Origin of the sequence: Streptomyces sp. WAC 04229 (assembly GCF_003947455.1) — a bacterium.
Taxonomy (GTDB): domain Bacteria; phylum Actinomycetota; class Actinomycetes; order Streptomycetales; family Streptomycetaceae; genus Streptomyces.
On sequence record NZ_QHJH01000047.1, the window covers coordinates 14,123 to 38,554 of the forward strand.

Below are 24,432 nucleotides of genomic sequence, written 5' to 3' on the forward strand. Positions count from 1 at the left end.
CGGTCAGATCCCCACAGTGAAGCCGTTGGACCAGGTCTGCATGTCCTGCACGATGGTGTCCCACGCGCCGGTGACCAGCAGCAGGCCGGTCGCGATCATCATGACGCCGCCCACGCGCATCACCCAGACGTAGTGCCGCTTGATCCAGCCGAAGGCGCCGAGCGCCTTGCGGAAGGCGACCGCGGCGAGGACGAAGGGGACGCCGAGGCCGAGGCAGTAGGCGACGGTCAGTATCGCGCCGCGGCCGGCGGTGCCCTGGTCGGCGGAGAGCGCGAGTACGGAGGCGAGGGTCGGGCCGATGCAGGGGGTCCAGCCGATGCCGAACAGGGCACCGAGTACCGGGGCGCCGACCAGGCCGTTCACGGGCTTCTTGTGGAAGCGGAACTCGCGCTGGGTGAGCCAGGGCATCAGGCCCATGAAGAAGACGCCCATGAGGATCATGAAGACGCCCAGCACCTTGCTCAGCACGCCCCGGTTCTCCTGGAGCGTGTCGCCGAAGTAGCCGAACAGTGCCCCGCTGGAGACGAAGACGGCGGTGAAGCCGAGGACGAAGAGGGAGGCGCCGGCCACCATCCGGCCGCGCCGGGCGTCGCCGAGGTCGCTGCCGGTGACCCCGGTCACGTAGGAGAGGTAGCCGGGGACCAGGGGCAGCACGCAGGGCGAGAAGAAGGAGACGAGGCCGCCGAGCAGGGCGATGGGGAGGGCCACGAGGAGGGCGCCGTTGAGCACCGTGCCGTTGTAGCCCTCGGCGGCCAGCGTGGTCACTGCGGACACGTCACTTCTCCGACTTGCCGGAGCCGGCGGATCCGTCGGTGAGGAACGGGTCGAGCATCTTGCGCAGCTTCTCCTCGCTGAGCGCCTGGAGGGTGCGCGCGGCGACCTTGCCCTCCCGGTCGATGACGAGCGTCGAGGGGATGGCCTGCGGGTTGAGGGTGCCCTTCTCGAAGCGGAGCATCAGCTTGCCGGTCGGGTCGTACAGGCTCGGGTAGGTGATCCCGTAGTCCTTCTCGAAGGCGCGGGCCGGCCCGGTGGAGGTGTCGCGGGTGTTGATGCCGACGAACTGGACGCCCTGGTCCTTGGTGTCCTTGTAGACCGTCTCCAGGTTCTTGGCCTCGGCGCGGCAGGGCCCGCACCAGGAGCCCCAGACGTTGAGGACGACGAGCTTGCCCTTGAAGTCGGCGACGTCGACCTGTCCGCCGTCGACGGTCTTGCCGGACAGCTCGGGGGCGTCGGCGCGCTCACCCTTCTCGGCGGTGGCGATGCCGTCCGAGCCGGTGATGAAGCCCGTCTGGCCGCCGCCGCCCGAGGTGCCGCCGGAGCTGCACGCGGACACGAGCAGCGCCGCGGCGGCGGCGCCGACGGCAAGGACGGCGCGCCCTCTCAGGCGGGCGGCGGTGCGGTTCGAGCGCAGGGGGGCGCGGCTGGCGGCACTCATGTGAAAAGTTTCGCATGTCCGTTCCGAGGATCTTGCGCACCCCCCTTACGGCCGGAAACCCGCATTTCAGGCGGCGTTCGAGGGTGCTCCCGAAGTGGCCGGCGCGTCCTTGAGGAAGGCGTTCCAGCCACCGGCCGGCCGCTGCCCCACCTCGACGGTGCGCAGCTTGGCCAGCACCTCCGGCTTCTGCGCGTCCATCCAGTCGGTGAACTGGCGGAAGGAGACGAGCCGGATGTCCTCGCCCTTCTCCCTCTCCCGCGCGACGTGCTTGAGGACGTTCTCGACGGCGTCCATGTAGATGCCGCCGTTCCACTCCTCGAAGTGGTTGCCTATGAAGAAGGGTGCCCGATTCGCCTCGTACGCCCGTTTGAAGCCGGATATGTACGCGTTGGTGGCCTGTTCGCGCCAGCCCGGGTAGTTGTGGGCGGGGGCCTTGGTGGAGTTGACCGACTGGTTGGCGAGGATGTTGTAGTCCATCGAGAGGACCTCGAAGGAGTGCCCGGGGAACGGTATCTGCTGCAGCGGGAAGTCCCAGACGCCGTCCTTCTTCGCCGGCCACACCTGGCGGCCGCCGGGCGAGGAGGCGTCGTAGCGCCAGCCCAGCTCGCGGGCGGTGGGCAGCAGGTCGTCCTGGCCGAGCAGGCAGGGCGTGCGGCCGCCGACGAGTTCCTTGTCGTAGTCGAAGGGCAGGGACGGCAGGTCGGTCCAGCCGCTGTTGGTCCGCCACTCCTTGACGAAGGACTTGGCCTGGTCGATCTCGCTGCGCCACTGCGCGGACGTCCAGTTGCCGACCGAGCCGCCGCCACCGCAGAAGTGGCCGTTGAAGTGGGTGCCTATCTCGTGGCCGTCCAGCCAGGCCCGGCGGACGTTCTTCAGCGTGTCCTTGATGTGGGCGTCGGTGAGGTAGCCGATGTCGGAGGCGCCGCGCGGGTTGTTCGGCGGGTCGTAGAGGCGCTTCTTCGACTCGGGCAGCAGGTACAGGCCCGAGAGGAAGAACGTCATGTGCGCGCCGTGCTCCTGCGCGAGGTCGAGGAAGCGCGGGAAGAGCCCGTTGCCGACCTCGCCGGCACCGTCCCAGGAGAACACGACGAACTGCGGAGGCGTCTGCCCGGGCTCCAACGGCACCGGCGCGTCCGGCTGGTGCGGCTGCTTGCCGGTGTACGCCGTGGAGCCGTCGCCGATCGGCTTCGCCGGGGCCTCGCCGCTGCCGGAGGGCGAGGGCTCGCCGGAGTCACCGGCCTGGTGCGAGCCGGCCGACGACTGGTGGGAACCGGAGCCGCAGCCCGCGAGCCCGACGGCCGCCGCGGCGCCGGCGCCGAGTCCGAGCATCCCCCTGCGGGTGAGAGTGCGGTTGGAAGTGCGCATCGCAACCTCGTTCGTCGCGTCCTTGGGTGGTCACTGGGCAAGAGGACGCGACGAACGAGCGGGTTCCGGAAATGTGTGCGGGTTCGGTAACAGGTGTCACACCCCGCGGGGTCGTACGGCTCTCAGGCCCCGTACGCCTTGCCCTGCCCCTTCACCGGCTTGGCGCCCGCGAGGAGGTGGGCCGGGACGAGGTCGCGGGCGGGTTCGGTGTAGCCGACGGAGACGATCCGGTCGCCCCGGTACGTGAACGTCGTCAGGGACGCCAGCGTGCACTGCCGCCTGCGCGGGTCGTGCCACAGCCGCCGCCGCTCGACGTACGAGCGCAGGATCCAGATCGGCAGCTGGTGGCTGACGATCACCGCCTCGTGACCGCGAGCCTTGTCGCGGGCCGCGTCCAGCGCGCCCTTCATCCGGACGACCTGGTCGACGTACGGCTCGCCCCAGGACGGCCGGAACGGGTTGACCACGTGCTTCCAGTTGCCGGGCCGGCGCAGCGCACCGTCCCCGATGCCGAAGGTCTTGCCCTGGAAGACGTTGCCTGCCTCGATGAGCCGCGTGTCGGTGTCGAGGTCGACGCCGTGCGACTTGGCGATCGGGGTCGCCGTCTCCTGCGCCCGCTCCAGCGGGGAGGCCACGACGTACGTCACGTCGCGGGGGGCGAGGTGCTCGGCGACCCGGTCGGCCATGCGCCGGCCCAGCTCGGAGAGGTGGTAGCCGGGCAGCCGTCCGTAGAGGACGCCGGTGGGGTTCTCGACCTCGCCGTGCCGCATCACGTGGACGACGGTCAGCTCCGCCTTGTCGTCGTTGCTCATGCCGTCGCCTCCGCGGCCGCGCGGGCCGCCGCCGGGAGGGCGTCGGCGATGCGCTGGACGGCCCGCTCGTCGTGGGCGGTGGAGACGAACCAGGACTCGAAGGAGGACGGCGGCAGGTAGACGCCGTTCGCGAGGAGCGAGTGGAAGAACGCGGTGAACCGGAAGGACTCCTGCGCCTTGGCGTCCTCGTAGTCGACGACCGGCCGGTCGGTGAAGAACACGGAGAACATGTTGGAGGCGTTCTGCAGCGTGTGCGCGACGCCTTCCTTGCTCAGCGCCTCGGTGACGAGCCCCTGGATCTGCCGCGAGACGGCGTCGACCGTCTCGTACGCCGCGTCGTCCAGGAGCCGCAGCTGGGCGAGGCCGGCGGCGGTGGCGACGGGGTTTCCGGAGAGGGTGCCGGCCTGGTAGACGGGGCCGGCCGGGGCGAGGTGCGCCATGACGTCGGCGCGCCCGCCGAAGGCCGCGGCGGGGAACCCACCGCCCATGACCTTCCCGAAGGTCATGAGGTCGGGAACGACCCCCTCGACGCCGTACCACCCGGCCCGGCTGGTCCGGAACCCGGTCATGACCTCGTCGGAGACGAACAGCGCGCCGTTCGCGGCGCAGGCGTCCTTCAGCCCCTGGTTGAACCCGGGCAGCGGCGGCACGACGCCCATGTTGCCGGGGGACGCCTCGGTGATCACGCAGGCGATCTCGCCGGGGTGCGCGGCGAAGGCGGCGTGCACGGCCTCCAGGTCGTTGTACGGCAGCACGATCGTGTCGCTCGCCTGGGCGCCGGTGACACCGGGGGTGTCGGGGAGGGCGAAGGTGGCGACGCCGGAGCCGGCGGCGGCCAGCAGCGAGTCGACGTGGCCGTGGTAGCACCCGGCGAACTTGATCACCTTGGTGCGGCGAGTGAACCCGCGGGCGAGCCGGATGGCCGACATGGTCGCCTCGGTCCCGCTGGAGACCAGCCGCACCTCCTCGAGCGGCGCGACCCGCTCGACCATCGCCTCGGCGAGGGCGACCTCGCCCTCCGCCGGCGTGCCGAAGGACGTGCCGCGCGCGACCGCCTCCTGGACGGCGGCGATCACCTCGGGGTGGGCGTGCCCGAGGATCATCGGGCCCCAGGAGCAGACGAGGTCGACGTACTCGCGCCCGTCCGCGTCGGTCAGGTACGGCCCGGTGCCGGACACCATGAACCGCGGCGTGCCGCCGACCGCGCGGAAGGCGCGCACCGGGGAGTTCACACCGCCGGGCGTGACGGCCGCCGCGCGGTCGAACAGAGCCTGCGAGGCCGGTGCTTCGTATGGATATGCCAGTTCGCTCATGACCTGCGACTTCTCCGACCTTCTCGACCTTCTCCGACGTATCGGACTCTGCGTGGCCCCCGCCCGGGCCATGCGCGGACCCTGATCGGCCCCGGCCCGGCCTCTGGTTGCCCAGGGTGACCTTGACAAGGGTAGACAACCGCCCCGATCGCCGTGCCGTCTGCCAGACTGGAGCCCGTCCACGCAGCTCAACGAGGCGGCGCGGGCGTGGCTGCCGACCGTCCTGCGGACTCGTGACGGACAGATGTTTCACCGCACGTTTCGCGGAGCGGGCGTGGGGGAGGTCACTGACACGATGATCGGGTTGCGCGGCGGGGGCCACGCGTCCTAGAAAAGCAGTCGGGTGGAGATATGCATCGCGGTGGCGGACTGGGCGAGGGGACCGACGACCTGGGTCCTCGACGTGCCCGGCGGGGAAGGCACCGACGCGAGGCGGAGGAAGCGTCCGAAGCACGTCAGACACACGGCACACCGAGCGAGCCCGACCGGGACGCACGGCACGCCGGCCGGCCGGGGGCGGAGAGCAGGAATGGTGGTCGGGTGGGGGTGACCTACAAGTACTTCGGCGCGCCCGACGGCGCGACCGCGGCCCGCGTCCCGATCTCGATGCGCCCCGAGGAACTCGGTGGCGACGAGCTCGGGATGAACGGCATGTTCACCAAGATCAAGCCGGAGACCATGGCCGCCATGGTCCTCACCGGCATCGAGGGCGTGCCCCTGCACAAGGTCCCCCCGCTGGAACTGGTCGTCCTCCACCCCGACTACGCGGTGGTGAAACTCCCGATGACCGTCGTCGACCCCCTGCGCGGCATCGGCGAGGAAGCGGTCGGCGCTGCGGCCTTCATCTGGTCGACGGTCCCGGACCGGGGCGGTCCGCGGGACGCGTTCAACGTGTACCAGTTGCTGCACGAGTGGCAGGACTTCAGCCACCGGCTGCATGAGGCGGGGCATCAGCCTTACTGTCTTGTCTGGCCCTGAGCTGGGGTTTCGTGAGGGCGGGCGGGGTCTGCGGGCCTCGCCGGTGTCCTCGAACGCTTCGTGGTCACTCGGACACGGGCCGGACGACCACCGCCAGGACCTCCACTCGTCCGCTGTGCTCGAAGCGGAGCGTGAAGGGCACCAGGTCGCCGATCTCCCAGTCCGGCGTGGCCGGGACGGTCACGTCGTTGCTGAGCGGCGTCATGTCGAGGGTCCCGCCCGCGGGAACCGGCAGGGAGTCGGCCGGCTGCCGGTAGGCCGCTCCGCCGGCGGTCATCCGGTGGCTGCTGAGGGAGATGCCCTCGGAGACGTCGGACGAGGTCACCTCCAGCAGACGGTCCCGAGCGCCACCGGTGTTGCTGATCCGGAAGAACGCCGCTGTCTCCGGCACTCCCTGCGAGGGGAGGAAGAGTCGCGCATCGGCGACAGCGATGCGTGCGGGCGTGCCGGCGTTGCCCGTAGCGGTCCAGACGGCCAGACCGCCCAGGGCCAGTACGCAGGCGCAGACCGGCGCCAGGGCGGCCAGGGCGGTGTCCGCGAGTCGACGCCGGGTGGGTGCCCAGGTGGGAAGTGTCATCCAGGGGTCTCCGTCCCGGCCTGCGAAGCGGACGGTCTGCTGCCGCGAGCCGGTGACGGCTGCCAGGCGCGCAGCCGCAGGCTGTTGCCCACCACGAGGAGTGAGCTGGCGGACATGGCGACGGCCGCCAGCATCGGGTTGAGCAGTCCGGCCATGGCAAGGGGGACGGTCACGGCGTTGTAGCCGAAGGCCCACAGCAGGTTGGCGCGGATCGTCGCCAGCGTGCTGCGGGAGAGGCGGACGGCGTCCGCGAGAGCGTCGATGTCTCCGCGCACGAGGGTGACGTCGGCGGCCCCGATCGCCACGTCGGTGCCGGTGCCCATGGCGATGCCCAGGTCGGCTCCGGCCAGCGCCGCGGCATCGTTGACGCCGTCGCCGACAACGGCGACCCGGCAGCCCTCTGCCCGCAGCTCCCGGACGAGTCGGGCCTTGTCCTCCGGGGTGCAGCGGACGTGGACGTCGTCGATGCGCAGGGCCGCGGCGACGGCTCGGGCGGGCGCCTCGCGGTCTCCGGTGGCCAGCACCGGACGTACGCCCAGGCGGCGCAGCCGGTCCACGGCCCGGTAGCTGCCCGGTCGCAGTACGTCTCCGACCTCGATGACCGCCTCGGTCACTCCGTCGACGCGGACCATGACAGGGGTGCGGGCGGCCGTCTCGGCGGCGGACAGCGCCTCGGCCAGCGGGGCGGGCAGTTCGTCGTCCGGTGCCAGGACCTCCACGAGCCGTCCCTCGACGGTGCCGCGCACGCCGCGCCCCGGCAGAGCGGCGAAGCCGGTCACGTCGGGCAGCGTCCCAGCCGGTGCGGCGCGCCGGGCGTAGGCCGTGACGGCTTGGCCCAGTGGGTGTTCGGAGCCCCGCTCCACCGCGGCCGCGAGCCTGATCGCCTGTTCCTCACCGATGCCCCGGGGCGCGGCCGTGACCCGGGCGACGCTCATGTGCCCGGAGGTGAGGGTCCCGGTCTTGTCGAGCACCACGGCGTCGATGTGCTGGAGTCCTTCCAGGGCCTGCGGGCCGCTGACCAGAACGCCCAGTTGAGCGCCACGGCCGGTGGCGGCCATCAGGGCGGTCGGGGTGGCGAGGCCGAGGGCGCAGGGACAGGCGACGACCAGGACGGCCACGGAGGCGGTGATCGCGGCCTGCGGGTCGGCCCCCGCGCCGAGCCAGAATCCCAGGACCGTCGCGGCGAGGGTCAGCACGACCGGTACGAAGACGCCGGCGACCTTGTCGGCGAGGCGCTGTGCCCGCGCCTTGCCGGCTTGGGCCTCGGTCACCAGGTGGGTGATACGGGCCAGCCGGGTGTCGGCCCCGACCGCGGTGGCCCGCACTGCCAGCAGGCCGCCGACGTTCACGGAACCGCCGATCACGGCAGCGCCGGGACCGACCTCGGCCGGCTCGCTCTCTCCGGTCACCAGGGAGAGGTCGACGGCCGAACTGCCCTCGGCGACAGTGCCGTCGGTGGCCACGCGTTCCCCGGGCCGGACGACGAAGATCTGTCCCACCCGGAGTTCCTCGATGGCGACGAGACGCTCACCCGTGTCGTCGCGTACGGCGACCTCCTTGGCGGCCAGCTCCGCCAGTGAACGCATGGCGGCTCCGGTGCCGCGTCGGGCCCGTGCCTCCAGATACCGGCCCGCCAGGACGAACAGGGGGACGCCGACAGCGGCTTCCAGGTAGATGTGGGCGACGCCGTCCGAGGCGGTCGGCACCAGGCTGAAGGGCATCCGCATGCCCGGATCGCCCGCTCCGCCGAAGAACAGGGCGTAGAAGGACCAGGCGAAAGAGGCCACGGTGCCCAGCGAGACCAGGGTGTCCATGGTCGACGCCGAGTGCCGCAGGGCCCGCGCCGCCCGCTGGTGGAAGGGCCAGGCGCCCCAGACCACGACGGGCGCGGCGAGCACGAAACACAGCCACTGCCAGTTGCGGAACTGCCAGGCGGGCACCATCGACAGCACCAGCACGGGGACGGCCAGCAGGACAGTGACCGTCAGCCGACTGCGTTCCTGCCCGGCCTCCGTCCGCGCGGCGTCATCCTCCTCGCCGCGCCGTTCTTCGGGCGGCTCGGGCACCGCGGCGGTGTAGCCGGCCTGCTCGACGGCGGTGACGAGCTGCTCCAAAAGCACCTCGGGCGGATGGTGCACGCGGGCCCGTCCGGTGGCCAGGTTCACGCTGGCGGAGACGCCGTCCAGCTTGGCCAGTTTCTTCTCCACCCGCTTCACGCAGGCCGCGCAGGTCATGCCGCCGACCGTGAGGTCGGTCACCTCCTGCACGGATGCCGGTTCGCCGGCCATCAGTGTCCGCTCCCGTGGTTCATGCCGCCCATGTCGTCGTCCTCCGCGTCCGTGCCGCCGCCCTCATGACCGTCCTGGGTGATGCCGGGACCGTGCATCCCGGGGGCGACGGGGCCGACACTTCGGCCAACGGCGTAGGAGGCGGCGAACACCAGGACCAGCAGCACGAGGAACCCGCACAGAGCGGGAGGGGGGAGTAGTCGGCGCAAGAGGCCGGCTGGTGCGCCGGAGGCGAATTGCCGTGTCTGCGCCATCTGTTGACTCTCCCGATCGCGTCGCACGTCCTACGGCTGCCGCTGGAACGAGGCGCGCCGGTACACCAGTCGGGGTCGTTGGTGTTCCAGTTCCCCACGGTGAGTGTGATGTGCGTCACCGAATGGTGCCGAGGGCCGGCGGACCGCGATGTCCGCTGCCACAGGGCAGCGGACATCGGTCCGGGAGGTGCCTGGTGGTCCCGTCAGGCCGCGGCGGGTTCCACCGAGCGGCGGGTGGCGGACTCCTCCGCCGCCCACTCGACCAGGGCGGCCCGGGCCCGTGACACCCGGGAACGCACCGTGCCGACCGGGCACCGGCTCACTTCGGCGGCCTCGGCGTACGGCAGGCCGAGGAGTTGGGTCAGCACGAACGCCTCACGGCGGTCACCGGGGAGGGCATCGACCAGCTCCATGAGGGCGATGCCCTCGTCGAAGCCGGGCAGCCCGGCCGGCTGAGCGCGTTCGACCGCGCCCTGCCAGTCGTCGGTCCATGCCATGCGAGGACGGCATGCGGCACGGCGCAGGCTGTCGATGACGGTCCGGCGGGCGATCGACAGCAGCCAGACACGCGCCGAGGAACGCCCCTCGAACCGGGGGAGTGCCGTCAGGGCGCGCAGGAACGTGTCCTGGGTCAGGTCGTCCGCCGCCTGCGCGTCGTGGGCGAGGTACGTGACGAAGCGGCGCACGTCGCGTTGGAGTGCCCGGACGAAGCGGTCGACCGCTTCACTGTCGCCGTCGGCGGCGGCGAGGGCCCATGCGGTGACCGTCTCGTCGGTCACGGTGGGCAGGGCAGGTGTCATGGTCCTGTGGTCCTTCCTGAATCCCGCACGAACCGGCCGAATCGGCGCGGGCGCCGCAGGCCTTCGTACGGGTGTTGGGGAGACCCGGCCGCCTGAGAGAGCGGACGGGAGACCGCCCCGCACGTAGGGCGGTGGCGGTGATCCGGCTGTCAGACGACAGCGGTCTCCCCGGGAGGCCCCCGGGTGGCGAGGATGTGGACGAGCAGGAGTTGCCGCAGTCGCCCCCTCGACCGGGGAGCCGGCCGGAAGGAGGGCGGAGCGGGAGGCGGGCAGAGTACGGCCAGCACCAGCCGCAACGGCACGAACGCGCGGTCGGCACAGGCGCGGACCAACTTGAAGGCCGCGCTCTCGCCCTGGGCCAGCCAGATTCCACACAGGACTGCGGCCAGCACGTGGGCGGCCAGCATCCCCCACGAAGACGTGCCGGCCATCTGCGTCATGTCGTGCATGCCGCCCATCGGCGGCATGTCGTGGCCCGCCGAGGCCACGCCGTGGGCACCGTGAGCGGTCACGTGATCCGCAGGGTGCAGCCCCGCCGCCACGGCGATGTCATAAGCCCGGGCGGCCTGCGTCGGCGTCGGAGGCGCACCGCACAGGAAGTGGTCGGCCCACTGCCGAAGGGACTGCGTCGTCTCGGGCGCCGCAACCGGCCGGTCGCCGGACTGTGCGAGCGTGAAGGCGGCGTGCAGGCCGGTCTGCGCGGCGACCGTCAGACCGGCCACCGTACGGCGGCGCCGCTCACGGGCCCCGAAGGCCCAACCGACGGCACCGGCCACCGAGGCGCCGGAGAGGAGCACCCACCAGGGCAGCCCCTCCCCCGACATCACCACGTGTCCGAGGGCGGCGAGCACCACGCAGACGGCCGCGAACACCGCGGCCCGCAGCACTCGCACAAACCCACCGACTGGCATGGCGCCCCATCCTGGCACTCGGTGGACGGGCGCCGTCACCGGGGATGCCACCCGGCCGGCCCGCGGCAGGAACCGGGTCCGCCCAGCCCGGACGCACGGCTCCCGCCGGCCGGCTGTGAGCCGCGTCGGCATCCGGTCAGGCCGGAGTCCTCACCGGGTCGGCGCGTTCCGCCTCGTGCAGCAACTCCAGCAGCGCGGTACGGGCCCGGGCGACCCGTGACCGGACCGTACCGACCGGGCAGCCGCTGAGCTCGGCCGCCTCCGCGTAGGGGAGACCGAGAAGCTGGGTGAGTACGAACGCCTCCCGGCGCTCGGCGGGCAGCGCGTCCAACAGTTCGGACAACGCGACACCGTCGTCGAAGCCGGGCAGTCCGCGCTCCTGGGCTCGCTCGGCGGCGGCCTGCCAGTCGTCGGTGTCGGCGAGACGCGGCCGGGCGGACGCGTACCGGTAGCTGTCGATCACCGCCCGGCGTGCGATGGACAGCATCCAGACGCGGGCGGAGGATCGGCCCTCGAAGCGGTGCAGGCTGCCCAGGGCCCGCAGGAAGGTGTCCTGAGCAAGGTCGTCGGCGGCCTGCGGGTCGGCACTGAGATACCCGACGAAGCGCCGGACGTCTCGTTGGAGAGCGCGGACGAACCTCTCGACAGCTTCCGGATCACCACCGCGGGCGCTGAGCGCCCAGGTCGTTATCAGCTCGTCGGGAGACGTCCCTTCCTCAGGTGCTCTGGGCGGCTGCTGGGTCGTGGCACGTGCGGCAGAAAGAGTTGGACTGATCACCTGGTGTCCTTCTCGAGGGTCCGGAGGGCCGGCACGCGGGCATCCGGAGACCGGACCGGGCGGCCGTGAGGCACACCCGGGTCCGGTAAGGGCAGGGGATGGCGGGAGTACGCCTCGAGGCGGCGTGCTCCCGGTGCCCGAAGCCGTCCGGGGGTGCGGCCCAGGACGGTGTCGGGGAGCCGGCTGTCTCAGCGGACAGCGGTTCCCGTCGGTGGGCCCCTGGAGGTGATCGCGTACACCAGAAGCAGCCGGCGTGGGCGGCGGTCCGTGCGGCCACGGCGCCGGAGGAGGCGCGGGCGGCGTGGCGCCGCGGGGAGGGCGAGGAGCAGTCGCAGTGGGGCGGCCAGCCATCCGGTGACGGCCCGCAGAATGCGGAAGGCCGCCCGTTCGCCGTGGGCGAGCCACAGGCCGCTCAGCAGGGCGGCCAGCAAGTGAGCCGCGAGCATGCCGGCGCCCGTTCCACCGCCCATCATGTGGTCGATTCCCGTCATGGGGTCCATGCCGTCCGCCGCCTCCGGGGCGGGCCCGCCCCGGGTCATGGAGTGCATGGCATGACCGGTGTGCCCCATGGAGGCCGAGGAGAGCGTGGGGAACACGTCTTCAGCCGTACCGCCCAGGGGCGGGGAAGGCGCGGACAGCGCCTGGGCGCAGGAGAACCACTCGTGCAGTGCCGACTGGGCCACCACCACGATGGAAGAGACGAGAAGCAGCCCGCGTTCCCGGCGGGCCAGACACCAGCCCGCCCCACCGCACGTCACCACCCCGACCGCGAGTGCCCACCAGGGCACGGAGAGGCCGGACATCATGACGTGCCCCAGGGCGGCGAGCAGCACGCAGACGGCCGCGAACACCGCGGCCCGTGTCGTGCGGAGACACCACCCAGCACTCATGGCGGCTCATCCTTGCATTTTCGGCGCCCCGTCCCGAGGCAGTACGAAAAGTTCGCCAGTCCACCACTCCAGCGCTCGTGGTGATTCACATCACGTCACATCGCGGGAACTCGGGCGGGGTTGCTTTCGACTGCCTCCTCCAAGGAGGTGCGTCTGTGACGACGGGACGGGCGGGGCGAGTCGGTCGAGGCGGGGCGGGTCCGGCGGCCGAGGGAGCACCCGAAGGGGCGACGGGGGCGCTGACCACGCTGCTGACGTGCGCCATGGCCTTCTCGATGATGCAGCTGTTCCTGCTCGGGGCCCTCGGCCCGCGACTCGTCGCGGACCTCGGCGTATCGGCGACGGTGCTCGGGCTGACGACCACCGTCGGGTTCACCACGGCGGCCGTGCTCTCCCCGGTCGGCGGCCGGGTGGTGGACCGGGTCGGGCCTCGACGCTGCCTTGTGGCCCTCCTTGCCGTGGCCGCCGTCGCGCTGGCACTGATCGGGACGGCTCCAGGATCCGGGTTCCTGCTGGCCGCCGTCGCGCTCGGTGGTGTGCCGCAGGCTTTGGCCAACCCGGCCACGAACAAGGCGATCCTCGCCGCCGTTCCGCCTGCGCGGCGCGGTTCGGTGACCGGCATGAAGCAGTCGGGGGTACAACTGGGAGCGTTCGCGGCGGGGTTGCCGCTCGCGGCGCTGGCCGGCCTCACCGGATGGCGGGGCGCCGTGTGGACCGCTGCGGGTGCGGCGGTGGTGGCCGCCGTGTGGGCGGCACGCGCGTTGCCCGCCGACCCGCCCGCGAAGTCCACCCCGACGGCCTGGGTCCCGCGGGGGACGATCGCATGGCTGATGGTGTTCTCGCTGCTGCTCGGCTGCGGTATCGCCTCGGTCAACACCTATCTGTCGCTGTACGGCACCGAGCGTCTGGGGCTGGGTCCCACGGCGGCGGGGGCACTGGTGGCCGTGCTCGGCGTCTCCGGGATCGTGGGGAGGCTGGGCTGGTCGAAGGTGGCCGGGCGGCCTGGACGGGCGGTCTGGCTGCCGGGTTCGCTCGCCGTCGGAGCGGTGGCGGCGGCCCTGCTCCTGGTGGGCTCGGCAACCGCCGGCCCGCTGGTGTGGGCGGCGGCCCTGGCCGTCGGGGTGTTCGCGGTGGCGGCGAACGCGGTGTCGATGGTGCTCGTCCTGCAGCGCGCGGCGCCGGGCCGGGCGGGGCAGGACTCCGCGCTGGTCTCCGCCGGTTTCTTCGCCGGCTTCGCGATCGGTCCACCGCTGTTCGGGGTGCTGGCCGAGGCCGGCCGGTACGCAGGTGGTTGGCTCCTCGTGGCGGCCGAGTTCACGGGGGCCGGGCTGGTGGCGCTGCTGTGGGCCGTGCGGGAACGCCGGTCGGACGTGCGTCCGTGAGGGCGCACGCGGAGGGGACCGCCCGGTCCCCCGAGGAACGACGGGCCGACCGCACGGGGCCGGAGACCGCGCCCGAGTGGGCCGCCGCGGCGCTCGACTCCGTCCTCGCCAGGGTCGCCGCCACCCGCAGCGAAGTCGGCGAACGGTTTCCTCTCTACGCGGACCCCGACTCCGGCGGGTGGAAGACCACAGCACGTGGCTCATGGACCGGCGGTTTCTGGGCCGGACTGCTGTGGCTGCTCGCCCGGCACACCGGCGCTCCCTCCGACCGGGAGGCCGCGCAGGCGTGCACCGCTCGACTGGCCGGCTGGATCGAGGCGGACACCTCCACCCGCGGACTGATCTTCTGGTACGGCACCCTCTTCGCCGATGACGGGGCTCCGTTCCGGGACCGGGCCGCTCGGGCCTGCCGGGACGCCTTCGACCCGGAGCTGGGCCTCGTGCCGTGGGGGTCGGCCTTCGGCGGACCACGGCGGATGGCCCGCGTGGACGGCGTCCCCGGCATGGTGCCTCTGCTGGCCACGGTGGACGCGGAGGCCGCCGCCTCGCATCTGCGCCGCCACCTCGACCTGTGCCTGAACTCCCGGTCGTCGTCCTGGTCCTGGCTGCACACCGAGGCGACCGGCTGGGCCTCCTGCGCCGACCCGGCACCGGGCTGGAGCCGCGGTCCGGCGTGGCTGCTGCTCGCCGTTGCCGAAGGCGCCCCTCTCCTGGGCGACGACGCGCTCGCCGGACTCGCCGACGCGTTGACGCCGGCCTGTTCCGTGCCCCTCGCCGACGACGCCAGCCCCGCCGGCCCGGTCGACACCTCAGCCGCCGCCATCACCGCGCTCGCGCTGCTGCGGCTGGACCACCGGGACCGAGCCGTAGGCATCCTGGACACGCTGGTCCAGCGGCACCTGACCGCCGACGGCCGCCTCCTGGACGGCTGTTACGACCTCGGATCCGGAAACGCCGTGCGGCACGAGCTGATCTGGGGCGACTTCTTCCTGGCATACGCTCTCGCGGAACTCACCGGCCGGGTGGACGGGCACACCGGTTAGACCTGCTCCGCGCGCAGCACACGCCGGGCCACGGAGGTGATGTGCAGTTCGTCGGGCCCGTCGAGAATGCGGGCCGCGCGTCCCGTACGGAACAGGGCGGGCAGCGCGGTGTCCGGTCCGAGACCGGCCGCGCCGTGAACCTGTATCGCCGCGTCGGCCACCAGTTGGAGCGTACGAGCGGCAGCGACCTTGGCCAGCCCCACTTCCACGTGGGCGTCGACGCCCGCGTCCAGCCGCGCCACGGCCTCGTGGACCAACGGCCGGGTCGTCCGCAGAGCGAGCAGTGACTCGAAGACGTGGCGCTGGACGAGTTGCAGGTCGCCGAGGGGGCCGCGCGAGCGGGAGCGGGTGACGGCGCGTTCCCGCATGAGATCGAAGGCGCGGGCGGCCTGACCGAGCCAGCGCAGGCAGCGCAGGGTCCGGCCGAGCTGGAGCCGTTCGGCGGCGACGGCGAGGGCCTTGCCGCGATCGCCGATCAGGTGGTCGGCGTCCACCGCGACACCGTCGAGTGCGATCTCCACCTGCCCGGCAGCGCCGAGCACGGGCAGCTCGCGCACCACCCGGAAGCCGGGAGAGCCGGCCAGGACCAGCAGGAGGCTCAGTCCTTCGCGTTGTGGAGGTTGCCCGTCCGTGCGCGCGAGGACGGTGACGAGGTCGGCGGCGGCGCCCCCGCTGACGAACCACTTGCCCCCGGTCACCCGCCAGCCGCCCCCGGCCTCGGCCTCGGCCTCGGCCTCGGCCTCGACGGCACGGGTGGCGGTGAGGAACGGGTCGGTGCCCGGCACCTCCGGCTCCGTCATCGCGTAACCGGCCCGCAGCTCTCCGGCGACCAGCGGCGCCAGGTAACGCTCGCGGACGCGTGGACTGCCGTGCCGCCACAGCATGAGCGCGTCCAGCAGGGAAGCCGAACCGAGGGCGGCCGGCCCGTGGTCACTGGCGCCCTCCGCCTCCGCGACATGGGCGTAGAACCGCAGTCCAAGCCCCTGACCACCCAGCTCGACGGGGAGAGGCAGCGCCCACAGGCCGTGGTCCTTGGCCTCCTGACGCAGTCGGTGCAGCGTCCGGGCCGCGTCCGGACCACCACCGTCCAGAACCCGTTCACAGGGCACGACCCGGGTGCGGACGAAGTCCGCGACCCGCTCTCTCAACTCCCTTACGTCCGAAGGGCACTGCGGGTCACCGAATGTCTCTTCCAGCACGTCTCCCCCACCTTCCAGGGAACTTCGGCTCTCGCCGGTCCGACTGTCTGTTCGTGGAACCGGTCGGGGGTGATCACCCCCGGGTTCCCGCGCGTCAGGAAAGGAGAGGCATGGCACCACAGGCCACACCGCCCATCGCGCAGCCGTCCCGCCCCCTCGACGGACTCCGTCTGGAAGCCTCGGGACCGCCGGGCCCGGCGGGCGGACTCGTCGCGGAGCACCTAGGGCTGCTCGGCGCGGCGGATACCGGGGGCTCCGGTGAACGCGTGACACTCGCCGGCGCGGAGTTCAGCGGCGTCACCGCCCACACGACGTGGGGCGACCGAGCCGTCGACGAGGCGACCACGCAGGCGGTGACCGGCATCATGGCGGTGCACGGACGCCGGGACGGGGCGCCTCGCGGGCTCGCCGCCGACTACGCCGCCACCGCCGCCGGCGTGCTGACCGTGCAGGGCCTGCTGGCCGGGCTCCTCGCCCAGGCGCGCGGCTCACAGGTGACGCGGACCGAGATCAGCGTCGAACGGGCCGGACTGCTCGCCGTCTCGCAGTACCTCGCCGCGGCCGGGGCGGAAGAGGCCGAGGCGGCGGAGACCGCCCCGGGCGGCCCTCCGTTCACCTCCGCCGAAGGCATCGTCTTCGAGCTGGAGACCCTGGACCCGGGCGTGTGGGCCGCGTTCTGGCGGGCCCTCGGCGCACCTGCGGACGCCATACGGCGCGGCTGGCGCCCCTTCCAGTTCCGGTACGCCACGGCCTGCGCACCCTTCCCGCAGGAACTGCACGTCGCGGCCGGGAGCCACGGCTGGGAGCGCGTCCGGGAAGCCGCCAGGACCTCCGGTGCCGAGGTATGCGCTCTGCACTCGCTCACCGAGCGGGCCGCCGAGTACGACGGCGCCCCGCCCTGGGAACTGACGGCGCACGACGCGTCGTACTCCGGCTCCGGCGCACCACCGGACACCGACGCCCCGCTGGCCGGACTGACCGTCCTGGAAGCCGGCCGCCGCATCCAGGCACCGCTCACGGCGCACCTGCTGGGACTGCTCGGCGCCGAAGTGGTGCGGATCGAGCCGCCGGGCGGCGATCCGCTGCGCGGTATGCCGCCGACCTGCTCGGGCGTCTCGGCCCGCTGGCTGGCGCTCAACCGCGGCAAGAAGGCCCTCGAGGTGGACATCAAGTCCGCCACGGACCGGAAGCGGTTGCGCGCGATGGCCGCGGAGGCAGACGTCTTCCTCCACAACTGGGCGCCGGGCAAGGCCACCGCCCTCGGCCTGGACCACGCGGACCTGTCCGCCGACAACCCCGCGCTCGTCTACGCCTACACCAGCGGCTGGGCCGGCCGGCTCCCCGGAGCGCCGATGGGCACCGACTTCATGGTGCAGGCCCGCACCGGGGTGGGTGAGGCGGTACGTGCCGCGGACGAGCCACCAGTACCGTCACTGATGACTCTGCTCGACGTACTCGGAGGGCTACTCGGGACCGAAGCCGTCCTCGCGGGGCTGCTGCTGCGCCGACGCACGGGAGCCGGTGTGCGGGTGGACTCGTCCCTGCTCGGAGCGGCAGACGTACTCACCGCATCGGCGCGAAGCCGTGCGGCCCAGGGCCTCACCTCACGGCAGCCGGCCGGCTTCCGCAGGCCCGTGCCCACGGCCGACGGCTGGATCGCCCTGCCCGACCACGCCGCCCTTCCCCACGACGCGCGGCACCTGTCCACGGCCGAGGCCGTGAGTCGACTGCATGAGCGCGGCATCACAGCCGTTCCGGTCGTCACCGACCTCGCCGACCTGCTCTCCTCCGGATCGATCAGCCGTGACGCCCACGGCTCCCCCGCCGTCCCCGCCCCCTGGAGGTTCGCATGACCGTCGCTCTGCACGACCTGCTGCCCGCCACACTGCGCCGAACCTGGGCCGTCGAGGGAACCTGCCCCGACCTGGACCTCTACAGCCTGTACCGCGCCCGTCAGATCGCCGACCCCCACCGCACGGCAGTCCTCGACGCCAAAGGCAAGCTCTGTTACACCGCCCTGGACCGCAAGGCCCGATGTCTGGCCGCCGGACTCGCCGGCCTCGGGATACGCGCCGGTGATGTCGTCGGCGTCCAGATACCCAACGGCCGCGACGCAGTCGTCGCGGATCTGGCACTGGCCGCCCTGGGCGCGGTGGCGCTGCCCTTCCCCGTCGGGCGGGGCGGGCGCGACGCGGCCTCGCTGCTGCGGAGATCGGAGGCGGTCGCGGTGATCGCGGCAGCCGAACACCGGGGCAACCGGCACGCGGCCGACCTGCTGGCGCTGACGGGTGAGCTGCCCGCCCTGCGTACGGTGGTGGCCGCGGGACCGGCGGGCACCGCCCCGGAGGGAGCGGTCCCCCTGTCGGCCCTGATGCGCACCGACCCGCAGACGTTCACGCCGGCCCGTCCCGACCCCGACACCGCCGCCCGCATCCTCGTGTCCTCCGGGTCGGAGTCCGAGCCGAAGATGGTGGCCTACTCGCACAACGCCCTGGCCGGCGGCCGGGGCAACTTCCTCGGCTCCCTCATCCCGGACGGACGCCCGCCGCGCTGCCTCTTCCTGGTGCCGCTCGCCTCCGCCTTCGGCAGCAACGGCACCCCGGTCACCCTCGCCCGGCACGGCGGAACCCTGGTCCTGCTCGACCACTTCACCCCTGAGGCCGCGCTCGAAGCACTCGCCGAACACGAACCGACCCATGTCCTGGGCGTACCGACCATGATCCGCATGATGCTGGACCGGATCGCGGAGGGCGGACACCGGAAGTTCGCTCCGCCGACGGCCGTGGTCGTCGGCGGCTCGCCCCTGGACGAGGCCACGGCGGCCGAGGCCCGTCTGGCCTTCGGCTGCCCGGTCGTCAACCTCTACGGCTCCGCCGACGGCGTCAACTGCCACACGGGGCTGGCATCCCACTCCCCCGACGGCGACGGGCGCCCCGGCATCGCCGCCGGACACCCCGACCCCCGGGTCGCCGACATCCGGATCGCCGTCCCCGGCACCCGTGAGCTGCGGGAAGTCAGCGGGGGTAACGTCGGTGAGATCGTCGCCCGCGGCCCGATGACACCGCTGTGCTACGTCGGCGCCCCCGACCTCGACACCCGCTACCGCACCGAGGACGGCTGGGTACGCACCGGAGACCTCGGGCTCATCGACGAGGACGGCACGCTCCGGGTCGTCGGACGGCTGAAGGACGTGGTGATCCGCGGTGGGGCGAACATCAGCCCCGCCGAGGTCGAGATCGGGCTGGCCGCGCACCCGGCGGTCCGGGACGTCGTGTGCGTCGGCGTGCCCGACCCGCTGATGGGTGAGCGTCTCGCGGCCTGCGTCGTGCCCAGGGAGGAGGCGGCGCCCACGCTGGAAGACCTGTGCGCCCACCTGGACGCGCGTGGTCTGGAACGACGCAAGCACCCCGAGCGTCTGCTCGTGCTGAACGAGCTGCCCCTGACACCTGCCGGCAAGCCGGACCGAGCTGAGCTGCGGAAGCGGTGTGCGTCCGAGACGGAACGCCGACAGCCCCTGGCCCCGGCCGGCTGAACCGCGGGACGCCGGAGGGCCGCCCAGGGGAGAGTCCCCGAGGCGGCCCTTTCGACGGGCGACGCGCGGTCAGTCGCCCGTCGTCGGACGTGCGCTCGGCACCACGCCGCCACTCAGGAGGCGTTCATCGCCTTCTCCAACGTCGTCGCCGCCTTCTTGTAGACGGTCAGCAGGTCCAGTTCCCCGTCCGGATAGTTGACGATTCCCACCTGGCGTGCGCCCGAGTCGGGCAGCACCGTGCCGGTCGCCATGTGCACGTTGTCGAGGACGAGTTGCGGCTTCTTCTTGGAGAGGTCGGACAACTGCTTGGCCGTCACCGCCTCCGGCCCGTACGTCCCGACCACCTCCGCCCCCGCCAGTCTCGCCGACCAGGCGGCGAAGACCTGGGCGACGGCGGTGGGTGCCTTGCCGTCCGGCCAGGCGCTCTCGAGATCCTTCTGCAGCTTGCCGTACTCGGTGTCGAACGAGGTGACCCACTCGGCGGCAGTGGCCTCGGTGCCGAACATCTTGCCCAGCCGCGTCACCTCCGCCTTCGCCTTGTCCGCGTCGTTGTCGAGATTGACCTCGACGAGTTCGGCGTCGCCCCCGGCGGCTTCCTTGAACTTCTCGGCGTACGGCTCGAAGGGCGCGTAGAGCACGAAGTCCGCGTCCGCCACGGCCGCGAGATCGGAGGGCTTCGGGTCGTAGTCGGGGGCGTGCTGCACCGACTCCGGCACGATGACCGTGACGTCCTCGGCACCCGCCGCCTTGGCGAACGCGCCTTCCCAGCTCGTCGTGGCGACCACGACCGGGCTGTCCTTACCGGCCGCGTCGCCTTCCGCGCCGGACGAGGAGGACGAGGTGGCCGACGCATCGCTGTCGCCACCGCAGCCGGTGGCCGTCAGCAGGAGGGCCGCGCTGAAGCTCAGTGCGAGGAGGGGAGTGATGCGGACGCTGGTGCGCGCCATGAGCTGATTCTCCGTTCGGGTACGAGATGGACGGCGAGGACGACCACGCCGGCGGTCAGAACGAGGACGGGGCCGGGAGGCCAGTCGAAACGGAGTGCGATCAGGAACCCGGTCAGGTTCACGACCACCCCGATGCCGATCGCCCAGGCGGTGATGGACAGCAGGGAACGGCCGAGCCGCCGGGCGGCGAGGGCCGGAAGGAGTGTCAGCGCGTCCACGAGGAGAGCACCGGTGAGCTTGATGGCTCCGGCGACGGACACCGCGACCAGGACCAGCAGCACGAGGGTGAGCCGGTCGGCCCGTACACCCGAGGAGAGGGCCAGTTCACGGTCGTAGAGGAGGAGGGCGATGTCCCTGCGGCGCCACCAGAACAGGGCGGGTACGACCACGGCCAGCGCGACGAGGAGCCACAGGTCGCCGGTGCCGACCGAGAGGATGGATCCCCAGAGCAGGGCGAAGGCGCCCGCCGCGTTGACGCCGGACACGGCGAGCAGCAACAGGGCGGCGGCGATCGCCAGGCTCATCAGCAGTCCCATGGCGCCGGACAGACCGTCCGGAGTGCGGGCCAGCGGTGCGACCCCGGCGCCGGCGAGTGCGCAGGCCACCAGCGCGCACAGCATGGGGTCCAGCCCGGTCAGCAGACCGACTGCGATGCCCAGGAGGGCCACGTGCATCATCGCGAACCGCACGGGCATGATGTCGAGGCCCACGATCACCACGCCGATCACCGGCAGCCCGACCGCGGCCACCAGCAGGGCGATGCCGGCCCGCTGAACGGGCACGAGTTGCAGGAGCTGCCCGACGTCGGCGGCGGCCAGGGCACTCACCGGGCCTCCCGCAGCCGGCCCGCGGCCATCTCCAGCACCCGGTCGCAGCGTTCGGCCAGAGCCCTGTCGTGCGTGACGACCACGACGGTCACCGGCAGGGACAGCAGTACGTCGGCCGCCTCCTCCTGACCGGAGAAGTCGAGGGCGGCGGTGGGCTCGTCGGCGAGCAGCACGCCCGCCCCGGCCGCCACACAGCCGACCGCCCGCGCCAGGTACATGCGCTGGAGCTGGCCACCGGACAGTGTGTGCAGGGGCCGGTCCACGAGGTGACCGACCTTCAGCTTGTCGGCCGCCTCCAGCGCCTCGGCGCGGGAACCCCCGCTGGTCAACAGCTCGTGGCCCAGCAGGGGGAAGCGTCCGGTCGCCGGCTTCTGCGGGATCCACGCGCACGCCCGTCGCCGCCACGCCCACTCGGCGGCGCTCCTGGTGTCCCGCCCGCCCACCAGGATCCGGCCGGCGAAATGCCGGTGCAGTCCCAGGACTGCACGCACCAACGTGGTCTTGCCCGACCCGTTGGTACCGGTCAGAGCGACACGCTGCCCCGGCGCGACGTCGAGGTCGACGTCGCGCACGGCCTCGACCCTGCCGTGCCGGCACACGACGCCCGACAGCCGGACATCCAGCCCTTCCATGCCACCTCCCCACCTCCTCAGAGCAGTCGGACGGGATACGCGGTCAGTTCCCGCGGTACCGAAGAGACCTGAACGGGCCTCGGCCTTCGCCTGCCTTCTGCGGATCGGCGTCAGGAAGCTTCCGCGTCCTTGCCTGCGGCGTCGGTGAAGGCATCGTCGATCGCCTTGCGGGTCCGGCTCTCGCTGGACGGCAGCAGGTGCGGCATGAGACCTGAGGCTGATACGCCCCTCCTGGGGAGGTAGGCCCAACTACCGCCGTCGGTTGACGAGTTCGCGCCCCGGGGCGGCCTACTGTCCGGTGTCATGAACATCATCCGAAGTGCCACCGCTGTCACACTGCTCGGCCTGTCGCTGACGCTCGCACTCCAGGGGCCGGGGGCCGCCGCGGCGGCCCCCGCGCAGACGCCCGCGTTCTCCACCCGGAACGGGGCGGAATCGGAGATCTCGCTGCCGAGACCCGCGGGCCGGTACGCGGTGGGGAGACAGACACTGCACCTCTCCGACCAACGGCGTCGCGATCCGTGGGTGCCCTCGCTCCACAGGGAGCTGATGGTGTCGATGCACTATCCGGCCCGTGCCGGGAGGAGTGCTCCGGCGGCCTACATGACACAGGAGGAGGCCCGGCTGCTGCTGGAGGCGCGCGGCCTGGCCGGCGTCGTGCCCGCCGCGACCGTCAGCGGTGCGCGCACCCACGCGCGCGTGGACGCCCGCCCGGCGTACGGCCGCTTCCCGCTGGTGCTGCTGTCACCGGGCTTCTCGATGCCACGGGGCACGCTCACCACCCTGGCGGTCGACCTGGCGAGCCGCGGGTACGTCGTCGCCTCCGTGGACCACGCCTATGAATCCGTCGGCACGTCCTTCCCGGGCGGACGGGTGCTCACCTGCCTGGCGTGCGAGCGGGTCGCCACGGACGAGGAGAAGGCGCAGGTGGCCGAGGACCGGGCGCGGGACCTGTCCTTCGTGATCGACCAGTTGTCGGCGCTTCGCGCACCGTCGGGCACGCTCCAGGGGCGGCGGAGCCTCCCGTACGCACGCATGGTGGACATGCGGCGGATCGGGGCGGCCGGGCACTCCATCGGTGGCGCGGCCGCCGCCGCGGTCATGGTGCGGGACGAACGCGTGCGGGCGGGCGTGAATCTGGACGGCGACTTCTTCGCCCCGTTCGCGGAGGCGGGCCTGCATGGGCGCCCGTTCATGATGATGGGCGCTTCCGCCACCCACAGCCCCGGGAGCCCGGGCAGCGACTGGCGGGATGCCTGGACCCGCCTGGACGGCTGGAAGCGCTGGCTGACGGTTGCCGGGGCCGAGCACTTCGCCTTCACCGACCTGCCGCTCCTGGCCGACCGGCTGGGCCTGTCGGATCCCGCGGCGCCGCTTTCGGGCGACCGCTCGTGGCAGCTCACGCGTGATTACACGGCTGCCTTTCTCGACACGCACCTGCGCGGCCTGGCACGCCCCCTGCTCGACGGCCCCTCGGCCGAGCGGCCCGAGGTCGCGTTTCCCGCAGTGTGACAGCGGCCGTACCGGCGCTCCCTGCACGGGTGGCCGACGGGCCGGCTCCGTCCCCTCGGGGGAAACCGGCCCGCCGCGAAAGGGGCTCGGTCAGCCCGGAGCGATACGGCTGAGGTGCTCCCAGGACCGGTACAGATCCGCCTGGGCTCGGTCCATCTCCAGGACATGGTCGAAGGACTGGCTGCCGACGATCAGCCGTCGGGGCGGATCCGGCAGCGCGACCAGCTCCATGACGGCCGGGGCAGCGGTGTCCGGCTCCGGGGCGACGGCGTCACCCCACATCGCCTCCATCTCGGCACGCAGCGGCTGATACGGCGCCAGGGGTTCGGTGTTCGTGGTCCCGGCGGTGAACAGGCCGGTGTTGTAACCGCCCATCTGCACGATGGTGACCTTGACGCCGAACCCTTCGACCTCCATCGCGAGTGCCTCGCTCACCGAGTCCAGTGCCGCCTTCCCCGCACCGTAGTAGCCGACGGTGGCCATGCCGCCGCCGCTGCCCATCGAGGTCACCTGAAGAAGCCGCCCGCCCCCCTGGGCCCGCAGGTGCGGAAGGACCGCCTGCGCCACCCACACGGCGCCGAAGAAGTTCACATCCATGTGTGCGCGGATCTGCTCCTCCGTCGCCTCCTCCACCATGCCGTAGAGCATCGCGCCCGCGTTGTTGACGACGACGTCCAGCCTGCCGAAGGCGGCCACGGCCTGCTCCACCGCGTCGAACACCACCCGGCGGTCGGCGACGTCCATGGGCAGCGGGACCAGGTGGCCGGGGTGCTCCTCGGCCAGTTCCTTCAGGGGCCCGACGTTGCGAGCGGCGGCCACCACGCGGTCACCGCCTGCCAGGGCGGCCTCGGTGAAAGCGCGTCCCAGGCCGCGGGATGCACCGGTGATGAGCCAGACCTTTCCATCCGTCATGTTGCGTCACCTCAAGTAAGTAAAACGGTCCGTCTCGGTTCGTTT

At 72.4% G+C, this 24,432-nt stretch carries 23 protein-coding genes; 6 read left to right on the plus strand and 17 right to left on the minus strand.

From position 1 onward, the window contains the following. Positions 1–3: 3 nt before the first annotated feature. The 5 genes from DMH12_RS15600 to hemL all read right to left on the minus strand — a co-directional run bounded on the left by DMH12_RS15600 (position 4) and on the right by hemL (position 4,925). The gene (locus tag DMH12_RS15600; protein ID WP_125492178.1) at positions 4–774 is read right to left on the minus strand and encodes a cytochrome c biogenesis CcdA family protein; all 771 of its coding nucleotides are present in this window, start codon (positions 772–774) and stop codon (positions 4–6) included. A gap of 1 nt (position 775) precedes the next feature. Then, positions 776–1,435 carry a TlpA disulfide reductase family protein gene (locus DMH12_RS15605; RefSeq protein ID WP_125492179.1) on the minus strand — a complete coding sequence of 220 codons (660 nt, stop codon included), beginning with the start codon at positions 1,433–1,435 and terminating at the stop codon, positions 776–778. Positions 1,436–1,501: 66 nt separating this feature from the next. Further along, positions 1,502–2,800: a hypothetical protein gene (locus tag DMH12_RS15610; protein WP_125492180.1), complete on the minus strand. Its 1,299-nt coding sequence runs from the start codon at positions 2,798–2,800 to the stop codon at positions 1,502–1,504. Positions 2,801–2,922: 122 nt separating this feature from the next. Then, a complete protein-coding gene (locus tag DMH12_RS15615) occupies positions 2,923–3,612 on the minus strand; it encodes a histidine phosphatase family protein (RefSeq protein WP_125492181.1) in 690 nt (229 codons plus the stop codon). After that, on the minus strand, positions 3,609–4,925 hold the full coding sequence (gene hemL, locus DMH12_RS15620) for a glutamate-1-semialdehyde 2,1-aminomutase (RefSeq protein WP_125492182.1): 1,317 nt from the start codon (positions 4,923–4,925) through the stop codon (positions 3,609–3,611). The genes DMH12_RS15615 and hemL overlap by 4 nt, the downstream gene beginning before the upstream one ends. Positions 4,926–5,276: 351 nt before the next feature. On the opposite strand from hemL, the gene DMH12_RS15630 reads away from it, so the two are divergent. Then, positions 5,277–5,903: a hypothetical protein gene (locus DMH12_RS15630; RefSeq protein ID WP_185832335.1), complete on the plus strand. Its 627-nt coding sequence runs from the start codon at positions 5,277–5,279 to the stop codon at positions 5,901–5,903. A gap of 64 nt (positions 5,904–5,967) precedes the next feature. Here DMH12_RS15630 and DMH12_RS15635 read toward each other — a convergent pair whose 3' ends face one another. The 7 genes from DMH12_RS15635 to DMH12_RS15665 form a co-directional block, all read right to left on the minus strand. Further along, positions 5,968–6,480, minus strand: a complete 513-nt coding sequence (locus DMH12_RS15635) for a copper chaperone PCu(A)C (RefSeq protein ID WP_125492183.1) — start codon at positions 6,478–6,480, stop codon at positions 5,968–5,970. After that, positions 6,477–8,768, minus strand: coding sequence for a cation-translocating P-type ATPase (locus DMH12_RS15640; protein ID WP_125492184.1), 2,292 nt, complete (start codon positions 8,766–8,768; stop codon positions 6,477–6,479). The genes DMH12_RS15635 and DMH12_RS15640 overlap by 4 nt, the downstream gene beginning before the upstream one ends. After that, entirely contained in the window at positions 8,768–9,022 is a 255-nt protein-coding gene (locus DMH12_RS15645; RefSeq protein ID WP_185832336.1) for a hypothetical protein, read from the minus strand. Before DMH12_RS15645 ends, DMH12_RS15640 begins: the two co-directional genes overlap by 1 nt. A gap of 203 nt (positions 9,023–9,225) precedes the next feature. Further along, positions 9,226–9,822: a sigma-70 family RNA polymerase sigma factor gene (locus DMH12_RS15650; RefSeq protein WP_125492185.1), complete on the minus strand. Its 597-nt coding sequence runs from the start codon at positions 9,820–9,822 to the stop codon at positions 9,226–9,228. A gap of 149 nt (positions 9,823–9,971) precedes the next feature. Beyond that, positions 9,972–10,733: a hypothetical protein gene (locus tag DMH12_RS15655; RefSeq protein WP_125492186.1), complete on the minus strand. Its 762-nt coding sequence runs from the start codon at positions 10,731–10,733 to the stop codon at positions 9,972–9,974. Between the two features lie 136 nt (positions 10,734–10,869). After that, positions 10,870–11,511, minus strand: a complete 642-nt coding sequence (locus DMH12_RS15660) for a sigma-70 family RNA polymerase sigma factor (protein ID WP_125492187.1) — start codon at positions 11,509–11,511, stop codon at positions 10,870–10,872. A gap of 188 nt (positions 11,512–11,699) precedes the next feature. Continuing rightward, positions 11,700–12,401 (minus strand): hypothetical protein, encoded by a 702-nt coding sequence (locus tag DMH12_RS15665; RefSeq protein ID WP_125492188.1) that lies wholly within the window; start codon positions 12,399–12,401, stop codon positions 11,700–11,702. Between the two features lie 263 nt (positions 12,402–12,664). On the opposite strand from DMH12_RS15665, the gene DMH12_RS15670 reads away from it, so the two are divergent. Next, positions 12,665–13,783 carry an MFS transporter gene (locus DMH12_RS15670; RefSeq protein ID WP_125492204.1) on the plus strand — a complete coding sequence of 373 codons (1,119 nt, stop codon included), beginning with the start codon at positions 12,665–12,667 and terminating at the stop codon, positions 13,781–13,783. Continuing rightward, positions 13,780–14,826, plus strand: coding sequence for a sugar ABC transporter permease (locus DMH12_RS15675; protein ID WP_125492189.1), 1,047 nt, complete (start codon positions 13,780–13,782; stop codon positions 14,824–14,826). The genes DMH12_RS15670 and DMH12_RS15675 overlap by 4 nt, the downstream gene beginning before the upstream one ends. Here the strand turns inward: DMH12_RS15675 and DMH12_RS15680 are convergent. After that, a complete protein-coding gene (locus tag DMH12_RS15680; RefSeq protein WP_125492190.1) occupies positions 14,823–16,025 on the minus strand; it encodes an acyl-CoA dehydrogenase family protein in 1,203 nt (400 codons plus the stop codon). The genes DMH12_RS15675 and DMH12_RS15680 overlap by 4 nt on opposite strands. A 110-nt stretch (positions 16,026–16,135) precedes the next feature. Here DMH12_RS15680 and DMH12_RS15685 point away from each other — a divergent pair, with 110 nt between their 5' ends. Both DMH12_RS15685 and DMH12_RS15690 read left to right on the plus strand, forming a co-directional pair. After that, positions 16,136–17,878, plus strand: a complete 1,743-nt coding sequence (locus DMH12_RS15685) for a CoA transferase (protein WP_125492191.1) — start codon at positions 16,136–16,138, stop codon at positions 17,876–17,878. Next, complete coding sequence (locus DMH12_RS15690; RefSeq protein ID WP_125492192.1) at positions 17,875–19,557, plus strand: class I adenylate-forming enzyme family protein; 1,683 nt, start codon at positions 17,875–17,877, stop codon at positions 19,555–19,557. The genes DMH12_RS15685 and DMH12_RS15690 overlap by 4 nt, the downstream gene beginning before the upstream one ends. Positions 19,558–19,670: 113 nt before the next feature. Here DMH12_RS15690 and DMH12_RS15695 read toward each other — a convergent pair whose 3' ends face one another. Genes DMH12_RS15695 through DMH12_RS15705 form a run of 3 tightly spaced genes read right to left on the minus strand, consistent with a single transcriptional unit; the run spans position 19,671 to position 21,963 of the window. Next, complete coding sequence (locus tag DMH12_RS15695) at positions 19,671–20,504, minus strand: metal ABC transporter solute-binding protein, Zn/Mn family (protein WP_125492193.1); 834 nt, start codon at positions 20,502–20,504, stop codon at positions 19,671–19,673. After that, positions 20,462–21,331 carry a metal ABC transporter permease gene (locus DMH12_RS15700; protein WP_125492194.1) on the minus strand — a complete coding sequence of 290 codons (870 nt, stop codon included), beginning with the start codon at positions 21,329–21,331 and terminating at the stop codon, positions 20,462–20,464. The genes DMH12_RS15695 and DMH12_RS15700 overlap by 43 nt, the downstream gene beginning before the upstream one ends. Further along, positions 21,328–21,963, minus strand: a complete 636-nt coding sequence (locus DMH12_RS15705) for a metal ABC transporter ATP-binding protein (RefSeq protein WP_125492195.1) — start codon at positions 21,961–21,963, stop codon at positions 21,328–21,330. Before DMH12_RS15705 ends, DMH12_RS15700 begins: the two co-directional genes overlap by 4 nt. A 303-nt stretch (positions 21,964–22,266) precedes the next feature. Between DMH12_RS15705 and DMH12_RS15710 the strand changes: the two genes are divergently transcribed. Further along, the gene (locus DMH12_RS15710) at positions 22,267–23,475 is read left to right on the plus strand and encodes an alpha/beta hydrolase (RefSeq protein WP_125492196.1); all 1,209 of its coding nucleotides are present in this window, start codon (positions 22,267–22,269) and stop codon (positions 23,473–23,475) included. Positions 23,476–23,565: 90 nt separating this feature from the next. On the opposite strand, the gene DMH12_RS15715 is transcribed toward DMH12_RS15710, so the two are convergent. Further along, a complete protein-coding gene (locus tag DMH12_RS15715; protein WP_125492197.1) occupies positions 23,566–24,387 on the minus strand; it encodes an SDR family NAD(P)-dependent oxidoreductase in 822 nt (273 codons plus the stop codon). Positions 24,388–24,432 lie beyond the last annotated feature (45 nt).